Genomic DNA, 6,677 nt, shown 5'->3' on the forward strand with positions numbered 1-6,677 from the left:
ACTTTTCAAGATACGGATTTTTCAAAAACGCGCAAGGGGGCGGCGGCCCAAGATGGACCGAGATGACCCACGATGGTCCGCGATGGCCTAAGATGACCCGAGATGGACCGCACTTTTTTTGAAGAAACGTGGGGGTTTTGCGAGAAAAAAAACGGCCCGCTCTTTCGAGCGGGCCGTTTTCCTCTTCCCGGCTTTTCGTCGGGGCTTAGTTCATTTCAAAGACGCTCAGGTCGCCGGACTTTTCGTTGGCGCACAGGACGTAGAGCTTGTTGCCCTTGTAGTAGAGGGCGATGCCCTCGGGGGCTTTCGAGCCCTTGGGAAGCGCCGCGACCTCCACCACCATGGGCTTTGCCGGGTCCTTGATCTCAACGAGCGCCAGGGCACTGGCGCGCTCGAGGGCGACGATGGCCATGGTGACGCCGCGTCGCTCGAAAGCGATGACGGTCTCGGGCTCGCTGCCCTTGGAGTCGCTGCGACCGTCGGGGTAGACGCCCGCGGCGTGGGCGGCCTCGTCGATCTGGTTGCCGGTATCACCCAGCAGCATGCCGGTGGCCGCGTCGAAGACGCTCATGGTGCGGCCGCCGCCCTTGGGCAGGTCCTCGGGCGTCTTGGCGGCCTTGGGTTCGGTATCGCCCTCGTCGGCGGTGAAGATCCACTTGCCGTTGGGGCTCACGGCCAGGCCGTCGGGTTCGCGGAAGGCGGTCAGGCTCTGGGTAAACGAGATCTTGACGGGCTTGTCCTTGTCCTCTTCATCGATGAGGTCGGCCATGTGGGTCGTCGTTCCCAGGCCGAAGATGCGCTCGACCGTAGCCTCCGGCAGGTTCACTACGGCGATGGCGTTGTTTTCCTGGAGTGTGACGTAGGCGGTCATGCCGTCGGGGCTGAACGCGACGTACTCGGGCTCGAGGAACTTGGCGCGTCCGTTGGCGATCGGGACCATAATCTCTTCCTCGCCCTTGTCCTCGCGGCCGCGGACCTCGACGTAGTCGATGGTCCCCAGGCTCACCATTTTCTTCTTCGTGATCTCGCCGTCGCCGTCGAAGTCCATCTCCCCGGAGATCACGCCGTCACCGTTGATGTCGATGGGGCGCTCGAGGAAGCGCTTGTCGTCAACGGTGGGCATTCCCTCGATGCCGGCCACGTCGGGAAGCGGCACGTCGATGACCGAGGCGGTGGCGATGCCACCTCGCAGGTCGACGACGGTGATGCTGCCCGGGGGCGAGTTGAAGGTTTTGCTGCCCGCATCGAAGTCGAAGTCTTCGCCCTCGTTGGCGACCACCAGGAAATTGCCGGTGGGATCGAACTCCACGCAGTCGGGGTGGAACCCGGTCGGCAGTTCCTTGACGATCGCGCCCGAGCTGGGCAGGCCCAGGATCAGGCGGCCCGGGCCGCGCACGCTGCCGCTGCGCACGCCGGCGGCAAAGAGGTTCCATTCAGGATGCAGCGCCACGCTGGTGAGTTCCTCGCCCTCGGCGAGCATCAGGTCGTAGCGGGCCTTGCGCCTGGGCGCAGTGGGATCAGAGAGGTCGAGGATGTCGACGAATCCCTTTTCGGAGTTCGTAACCGCCGCCATATCGGAGGCCGACTGGACACTGACGATCTCGGTGCCTTTTTTCTCTCCCGAGTGGTAGTCGCCCACGTGGGTGAGCTTGCCGCTGCAGGCGGAGGCGAGGCCGGTCAGCGCGGTGAGGGCGAGCAGGGCGATAAAATTGTTGGGTTTCATGGCGCTTTGTCTTCCTTCTCGTGCGTCCCCCGCGGCGCGCGCGGGGCCGTTGTGCAGGGCCCAGTGTGCCCGGCCCGTTCAAAAGGGGCTGCGACGCTGCTGTTACCAATCGGTGACTCTTACCCTGCCGCGCGGGCCGTGGTATGAGAGCGGCCGTCTATGGATGAATGGATCGACATCGAGGAAGGGCTGGCGGCGCGCCTCATGGAGGCTGGCCTCGACCTGTGCGCGGCCACCCAGGTGGGGCGCTACAATGCCACCATCGCCGCCCGGGCGCCCGAGTTCGAGCTGCCCGACTACGGAAACCCCAGGTCGCTGGTCGTCGTGATCGGCAACACCCGCGCGCTCTGGCCCCGGCTGCTCGAAGCCATGGCCGAAGACGAGACCCTGATGGGCCACCCCGACCCGGTCGATACCTACGCCCAGCGCGAGATCGAGCGGGCGGTCGAGGAGGTGGTCGAAGAGACCGGCATCGAGGCGAGCTACCGGCTCGCCGCCCACGTGCCCGAGCGCGGCGCGTCGGTCGAGAACGGCGGCGTCGCCATCCAGGAACTCGCCCGCATCGCCGGCATGGCCGATCTCTCCCCGAGCAACCTCTCCGTCCACCCCGAGCATGGCCCGTGGATCGCACTGCGCGCCGCCGTGGTCTTCGACACCGAAGGCCCCGACGACACCGTGGTGGTGCAGGTCTGCAAGGACTGCGAGGCCCCGTGCACCGACGCGCTCGAAGCGGCGCTGCAGGCCACCCGCGCGTCGCAGCAGGATGAGGAAGAACCCCTCGACGATCCCGTCGCGCGCCACTGGGAAAAATGGCTCGACGTGCGCGAGGCCTGCCCCGTGGGAGAGGGATCGAAGTATCCGCCCGAGCAGAGCGAGTATCACTACAAAAAAGACCGCGAGCAGCTTCGCAGTGAAGTGAAGAAGCAGCCGAAGAAGAAGCACAAGGCCTCGAAGAGGGACTGAGCGCTTACGACCGTACGCTTCGGCTGATTCGGGGCTCCGAATCGTGCACCTGCACGTGCACGAGCACGTGCACGAGCACGTGCACGCTGAGAGGTCCCGGGGTCCGTTGCTGCGCTTGCAACCTCCCACCCGCCTCCGGCATCCTATGACCCACTCGAAAACCCTGGGGAGGCAATCCATGGAATACCGCAGACTCGGCAGGAGCGGCGCGAAGGTCTCGGCGCTTTGTCTTGGCACGATGACCTTCGGCGAGGCCGACGAGAAATCCTTCATGCACAAGGTGGGCTGCGACGAGAAGACCTCGTTCGCCATCATGGACCGCGCGCTCGAAGCAGGCATCAACTTCTTCGACACCGCCGACGTCTACGGCCAGGACGGCCTCACTGAGCGGATCATCGGCAAGTGGTTTCACAAGGAAGGCCGCCGCGACGAGGTGGTGCTGGCCACCAAGTGCCGCTTCACGATGGGCTTCGGGCCCAAAGCGAATCACTCGGGCGCCTCGCGGCTGCGCATCATGCGCGCGGTCGAGGATTCTCTAAAGCGCCTGCAGACCGACCGCATCGATCTCTACCAGATCCACATGCAGGACTTCGAGACGCCCGAAGACGAGACGCTTCGCGCCCTCGATGACCTGGTGCGCCAGGGCAAGGTCCTCTACATCGGCGCGAGCAACTACGCCGCCTACCGCCTGGTGGAGAGCCTGTGCCTGAGCGAGAGCAAGCACCTGGAGAAATTCGTGACCCTGCAGGCCCAGTACTCTCTTGTAAAGCGCAACCTCGACCTCGAACACATCCCGGCGCTCGAGCGCTTTGGCCTGGGGCTGCTGCCCTGGTCGCCGCTTGCGGGCGGCTTCCTCTCGGGCAAGTACGACAAGGACGCCCCGCCGCCAGAGGGCGGGCGCCTCTCGCGCTGGAAGGACCGGCTCGCCGAGTACGGATCCGATCACAACTGGGCCGTGATCGAGGAAGTGAAGAAGGTTGCCGCCGAGCTGGGCGCCACCCCCAGCGAGGTCTCGCTGGCCTGGCTGCTCACGCGCCCCACAGTCAGCTCCGTCATCTTCGGCGCCCGCAGCCTCGAGCAGCTCGATGACAACGTGAAGGCCGCCGCCCTGGAACTCCCCCACGAACACCAGCGCCGCCTCGACGAGGTAAGCCGGCTCAAACTCGACTACCCGTATAGCTTCATGGCGAACATCCAGAAGAAGTGGTAAATATTCCTTGACAGAATATTCCGATAGGGATTATTGTGGCGACTGATGTTGTTGCCACGGATGAATTTCGGGAGTGGTATGACGCCCTTCCCGGATAAAGAAACCGAGGCGGTTACGCGGGTAGTCGATCTGCTGGAGGAGAAAGGCGTGAATCTGCCTTTTCCGTATTCCAGCAAGATTACCGGGAGCGAAAAACTCTTCGAGCTGCGTGTCAACCATCGGGTCATTCGCATCCTTTACGCTTTCGACCCATCACGGAATGCGGTGTTGTTGCTGGGTGGTTCGAAGGAAGGTGACGATCGTTTTTATCAGCGCGAGGTGCCGAGGGCTGAAACCCTCTATGCGCGGTATCTCGAAGAACGGGAATAGCCCGGCGGAAGACAGAGCCATGAAAACCCATAAGTGGTCGGACATTCGAGACGCAAAGGTCGGGAAAAAGCGCGCGGCGCAGTTGCGGTCCGAAGCGCTGGCCGAGCTGGCCGAGGTGGAGGCGAGCCTCGCGCAGATTCGCAAGGCGCTGGGGATCACGCAGGCGCAGTTGGCAGAGCGGGCAGGGCTCACGCAGGGGGCCATTTCGAAGACCGAGAGCGGAATGCACGCCAGTCTGGAAACCCTGCGGGAGCTGATCGAGGCCCTGGGAGGGGAGCTCGACCTGGTGGCCCGCTTCGGTGAGACCCAGATCAAGCTGGGCGCCTGAGCCTTTTTCAGGTCCGACGAATAATAAAAGTTGCTTTCCTCAGAGAAACCCCCGATACTCTCGCCCCAACGAGGGTTTGATTCGTTACCCACCACTTCTCGCTTCCGGTTCATCCGCACGCCTTAAGTCTCAAGTAAACGGCCCCGACCATCGGTTCCAGGTAGTTCTGGAACGACCTGCGCGCATGCATTGCCACTGGAATGTGCCCGCAGGACCCGACGAAATGTGCCGTGGCCCAGCCGATTTATTCGAGAAATAAGGAATCTGTAATGAAAGTTTATGTTGGCAATCTGCCCTTTAGCGCGACCGAAGATGAGATCCGTGGCAAGTTCGAGGCCCATGGCCCCCTTTCCGAAGTGGCTCTTATCACCGATCGCGACACCGGCCGCCCCCGCGGTTTTGGTTTCGTGACCTTCGAGAACGCCGAAGACGCGCAAAACGCCATCTCGGCCCTCGACAACACCGACATGGGTGGCCGCAACCTCAAGGTCAACCAGGCCCAGGACCGTCAGCGTGGCGGCGGCGGCGGTGGTGGCGGCCGTGACCGTGGTGGTTACGGCGGCGGCGGACGCGATCGCTACTAAGCGATCCGAAAGTTTGCAAAATGAAGAGCCCGGTCCGAGAGGACCGGGCTCTTTTGTTTGGCGAAAAAGGGGGGCCGGAGAAGCCAGGTGCTCCCTAAGGGCCCTGCAGGGCGCCCTGAGCCCCTATTTTTTTGTTGATTTCTTTTCGAAAACCCTGATACTTTTCACCCAACGAGGGTTTGATTCGCAGTTACCCACCACTTCTCGCTTTCGGTTCATCCGCGCGCATAAGTCTCAAGTAAACGGCCTCGACCTCGCTACCTGTTCCGGGAAAACCCGGGACGACCTGCCGGATTTCCATTGCCACTGGAATGGCTCCGGAGGGATCGAAGAATGCGCCGTGGCCCAGCCGAGTTACTCGTTTAGAGAAGGAATCAGTTCATGAAAGTCTATGTTGGAAACCTGCCGTTCAGTGCGACCGAAGAAGAAGTCCGCAGCAAGTTCGAGGCCTTTGGCCCCCTGCAGGAAGTGGCCCTGATCACTGATCGTGATACCGGTCGCCCCCGCGGTTTTGGTTTCGTGACCTTCGAGAACGGTGAAGACGCCCAGAGCGCCATCTCCGCCCTCGACAACACCGACATGGGTGGACGCAATCTGAAGGTCAACCAGGCCCAGGAGCGTTCGCGCGGTGGCGGCGGCGGCGGTGGCCGTGGCGGCTACGGCGGCGGCGGCGGTCGTGACCGTGGTGGTTACGGCGGCGGCGGTCGCGATCGCTACTAAGCGATCCGAGAGTTCGCACACAAGGAAAGAGCCCGGTCCGGTGAGGACCGGGCTCTTTTTGTTTGGAGCGAGCGCAGCGTTCCTTCCCTGCTCCCCCGAAGGGGGCAGGGCGAATAGCCTTTGAACCGGAGGTGCCGGTCGGGCATACTCGTTTCACTCGCGGCGGGTGCGTTCTTTCAAAGGCCCGGATTCTGTCCAGCATGAAGCACCTCATCATTCCAGCAGTTCTCTTCTTTATCCTGAGCGCCTGCGCGTCCGAGGCGCCGCGCCGGCCCGAGCGGGTGCGCCGTTACGGCGCCGACGTGGCCGGTGCCGACAAGGCGAGCGCCGACTACGCCGGGCAGGTGATGACGGCCGCCGATTTCCGCGGGGCCTTTTTGACGCGCGCAAACTTCGTGGGGGCCAGTTTGCCCAGCGCCGATTTCGAGAAGGCGCGGCTGGTAAACGCCCACTTCGAGCGCGCCGATGCCCGCGCTGCCAACTTTCGGAGCGCCGACGTTCGCCAGAGCGGCTTTGCCGGTGCCCACCTCGAACATGCCGACTTCCAGCACGCCAACCTCTCGGACTGTGTCTTTCGCGGCGCCGATCTCTCGGGCGCGCTGTTCTACCGGGCCTACGCCCCGGGTGCGAATTTCGAGCGGGCGAAGCTGGGCGGCGCCAACCTGAAAGAAGCCAACCTCGAAGGGGCGCAGCTCCAATACGCCGACCTGCGCGCCGCCGATCTATCCAGCGCGGTGCTGCGTGGCGCCGACTTCTCTGGCGCCGACCTGCGCGGGGCGA

The 6,677-nt window shown here is 63.4% G+C and carries 7 protein-coding genes and 1 pseudogene; 7 read left to right on the forward strand and 1 reads right to left on the reverse strand.

Annotated elements, in window-relative coordinates; translation table 11 throughout:
- Positions 1-205 precede the first annotated feature (205 nt).
- Complete coding sequence (locus KDH09_10760; protein MCB0220166.1) at positions 206-1,723, reverse strand: hypothetical protein; 1,518 nt, start codon at positions 1,721-1,723, stop codon at positions 206-208.
- 159 nt (positions 1,724-1,882) lie between these two features.
- On the opposite strand from KDH09_10760, the gene KDH09_10765 reads away from it, so the two are divergent.
- The 7 genes and pseudogenes from KDH09_10765 to KDH09_10795 form a co-directional block, all read left to right on the forward strand.
- Positions 1,883-2,686: a hypothetical protein gene (locus tag KDH09_10765; protein MCB0220167.1), complete on the forward strand. Its 804-nt coding sequence runs from the start codon at positions 1,883-1,885 to the stop codon at positions 2,684-2,686.
- A gap of 178 nt (positions 2,687-2,864) precedes the next feature.
- On the forward strand, positions 2,865-3,896 hold the full coding sequence (locus KDH09_10770) for an aldo/keto reductase (GenBank protein MCB0220168.1): 1,032 nt from the start codon (positions 2,865-2,867) through the stop codon (positions 3,894-3,896).
- 35 nt (positions 3,897-3,931) lie between these two features.
- Positions 3,932-4,265 (forward strand): annotated as a pseudogene (locus KDH09_10775) (type II toxin-antitoxin system RelE/ParE family toxin).
- Between the two features lie 19 nt (positions 4,266-4,284).
- Complete coding sequence (locus KDH09_10780; GenBank protein ID MCB0220169.1) at positions 4,285-4,593, forward strand: helix-turn-helix transcriptional regulator; 309 nt, start codon at positions 4,285-4,287, stop codon at positions 4,591-4,593.
- A gap of 269 nt (positions 4,594-4,862) precedes the next feature.
- On the forward strand, positions 4,863-5,177 hold the full coding sequence (locus tag KDH09_10785) for an RNA-binding protein (protein ID MCB0220170.1): 315 nt from the start codon (positions 4,863-4,865) through the stop codon (positions 5,175-5,177).
- Between the two features lie 381 nt (positions 5,178-5,558).
- Entirely contained in the window at positions 5,559-5,897 is a 339-nt protein-coding gene (locus tag KDH09_10790; protein MCB0220171.1) for an RNA-binding protein, read from the forward strand.
- Positions 5,898-6,097: 200 nt separating this feature from the next.
- Positions 6,098-6,677, forward strand: a 580-nt coding sequence (locus KDH09_10795; protein MCB0220172.1) for a pentapeptide repeat-containing protein, incomplete at its 3' end; no start/stop codon positions are given.

This window comes from Chrysiogenia bacterium (assembly GCA_020434085.1).
Taxonomy (GTDB): Bacteria; JAGRBM01; JAGRBM01; order JAGRBM01; family JAGRBM01; genus JAGRBM01.